Annotated in this window: 2 protein-coding genes; both read left to right on the forward strand. The window is 32.6% G+C overall.

Annotated features, from left to right (window positions below; genetic code table 11):
• The coding region (locus tag JUJ52_RS22695) for a condensation domain-containing protein (protein WP_228089222.1) at nt 1–406 on the forward strand (406 nt) is incomplete at its 5' end.
• A gap of 78 nt (nt 407–484) precedes the next feature.
• Nucleotides 485–3160: non-ribosomal peptide synthetase (locus JUJ52_RS22700; protein ID WP_228089223.1), on the forward strand; the 2676-nt coding region annotated here is incomplete at its 3' end.

Here is a 3160-nt window from a genome sequence, read left to right on the forward strand (position 1 = left end):
GTTAATAAAAGAAATCGATGTAAAACGAAATCCTGGTCGAAATCCTTTGTTCGATGTGCTGTTTGACATGACTAATATTGATATTAGTACAGATAGAATTGACTTGGATCACCTCCAGATAAAGCAAAAAGCGATAAGCAACACGATCTCTAAATTTGATTTATCATTAAAAGTCCTAGAGATAAGCAATACTATTCAAATGAGTTTTGAATATTCTATTGCACTGTTTAAAAAAGAATTCATGGAAAGAGCAATCAAAGATTTCAAAGTAATCCTTGAAGCGGTGTTGAATAGTGGAAATAGTAAAATAGAACACATCAATGTATTGAATCATGAGGAGAAGAGAAACATCGAAGAAATAGATAATGAAGTAAAAAAACTGAGAAGTACGACATTTACATTTTAGCAAGATACAAAATGATCTATCCATATTCGTACTCGTCTGTTTAGTTCGAATATGGATAAGTGGAAGGATGTGAGCTGTATGCTAAAAAGTGATGATGCTGTACACGTGAATGAACGATTAGAAAGATCAAATGAATATTGGAAGAGCCTAAACCTATTGGATATCGAACCAGGGACAATTCCACATGATTATTTTTCAAAAGCCAACTATCAAAAAAACGAACATACCATTACAATGGACAAAGCATTAATCAACAAAATAAATGGTATCACTAACGAAAATGATTTACTGCTGTATCTAGTTATGCTGACAGGGCTGAATATTCAATTATTTAAATATAATGGCAATGAAGAAAGCATAATTGGGATTCCAACATATATAGGAGAAGTAAAAGATAGTAAATCCATAAAAAATAGGCTGTTGCCACTGGTTAACTGTGTTGCAAATGAATCTTCTAATAAGCAACTACTTAAAGATACACAAGAAAGGTTATTTCAGGCATATGACAATCAGTATGCGGATCTAGAAATGCTACTAAAAAAAATGCAAAGCGGTATCAGTGTAATGGATATAACTCCGATTAGTATCAGTATGGATGCTTTGCATGGACAAGAGTCTATTGACTATATAATCAATTCCGATACAAACCAACTCTCTATATGTATTAATAAAATAGACTCCAAAGAATATTCTATAAGCTTTTATTATAATGCACAGCTTTATGATGAAAAATCTATCAGGTTATTCGGAGAACGATATATTAGAGTTCTTAATAGTATTGCAAATAATTTAGATCAATGTGTACAGGACATATCTCTTTTATCTGAAAGGGAAGAGTATCAGTTACTCTATGGATTTAATCATACACAGACACATTTTCCAAAAGATAAAACAGTGCCGGAGCTATTTGAAAATCAAGTCAAAAAAAATCCTTTTAACATTGCAGTACAATATAAAAACAATTCATTAACCTATCAAGAATTGAATGAAAATGCTAATCAACTAGCTAGATTTTTACGAAACAATGGTGTAAAAGCCGAATCAATTGTTGCAATTATGCTCCCACCTTCTATTGAGCTAATTATTGCTATTTTAGGTGTTTTAAAAGCAGGAGGAGCTTACTTACCTATAGATATAACCCTTCCAAAAAGTAGAAAAGAATACATGTTGAAGAATTCTAATACAGTAACTATTATTTCTACTGACCATCTGATGGAAGAAATCCATACAACTGTTGACTTCATGGATTTGCCTAAGTGGAGTTTTGATAGTAATAGTAAAGATAACTTGGAAATTACCGTTACTCCGAATAACTTAGCATATGTAATTTATACATCTGGAACTACTGGAAACCCTAAGGGGGTAATGATTGAACATAACTCTTTAATTAATTATATAAGCTATTGTCAACAAAAATATCTTACAAATGGTGCTGGAGACTTTCCATTGTTTACGTCCATTTCATTCGATTTAACCATCACATCGATCTACGTTCCTTTATTATCAGGTAATAAGGTTCACGTTTATCATAACGATGATCCATATGCATTTACGAAGATAGTAGAAGATAAGGTAGATATGATGAAATTAACGCCTGCACACTTAAGTGTAATTAACGATCTAGATATAGACCACATTGGTATTACAGCATTTGTGGTTGGTGGTGAAGAATTATCCTATCAATTGGCTGATCGTATTTTTCAAAAGTTTAATGGAAAGGTAGAAATTATTAATGAATATGGTCCAACAGAAGCAACAGTGGGATGCATTGAATATAGATATATAAGAAAAAGTAGAAAAGAAAAGTCTCTTCCTATCGGATACCCTATTCAAAATACGAGTGTATATATATTAGATGGGGATCTTAAGCCTGTACCAATCGGTATATCAGGTGATTTATGGATTGCTGGTGAAGGTGTAGCTCGTGGTTATTTAAATAGACCGGACTTAACTTCTAAAAAATTCGTCAAATCTCCTTTTCGATCAAATGAAAGAATGTACAAAACTGGGGATATTGCCCGTTGGCGAAATGACGGCATTATTGAATTTTATGGTAGAAAGGATAATCAAGTAAAAATTAGAGGTTATCGTATTGAAATTGGTGAAATTGAAAATAATTTAATTAGTCATCCAGAGATTAACGAAGTAGTCGTATTGGTTAAAGAAGATGAAGAAAATCAGAAATCACTTGTCGGTTATTATGTTGGTAGAAGTCAGCTTGACACGCAAGATATACGAGATTATTTAGAAGAGCTACTGCCATATTACATGATACCATCCTATCTGTTTCAGATAGAGCGTATGCCTTTAACAAGAAATGGAAAAGTAGATAGAAAGGCATTACGTGAACTAAATTTGCATATTGAAAGTGAATATGTAGCACCGCAAACGGAAGCGGAAGAAATATTTGTAAGGATATGGTCTGATGTATTAGGAATAGAAAAAATTGGTGTCCATGATAATTTCTTCGAATTAGGTGGAGATTCTATCAATGCTATTCGAATTATATCAAAATTACAAAAGCATCATTATCTACTAGATGTTAAAGATATTTTTCAATCTAGCACGATTAGAAAATTGATTGCGAAGGTATCTGTCCATGCATCTTCTGTAAATCAGGAAGAAGTGATTGGAGAAGCACCGCTAATTCCAATTCAAAAGATGTTTTTTGAACACAACTTTACAGATAGCCATCATTGGAATCAATCGGTGATGATTCATCGTAAAGAAGGCTTTCAGGAAGATATCGTCAGG

This window comes from Virgibacillus sp. AGTR (assembly GCF_016919725.2).
GTDB classification, from domain to species: Bacteria; Bacillota; Bacilli; order Bacillales; family Amphibacillaceae; genus Virgibacillus; species Virgibacillus salarius.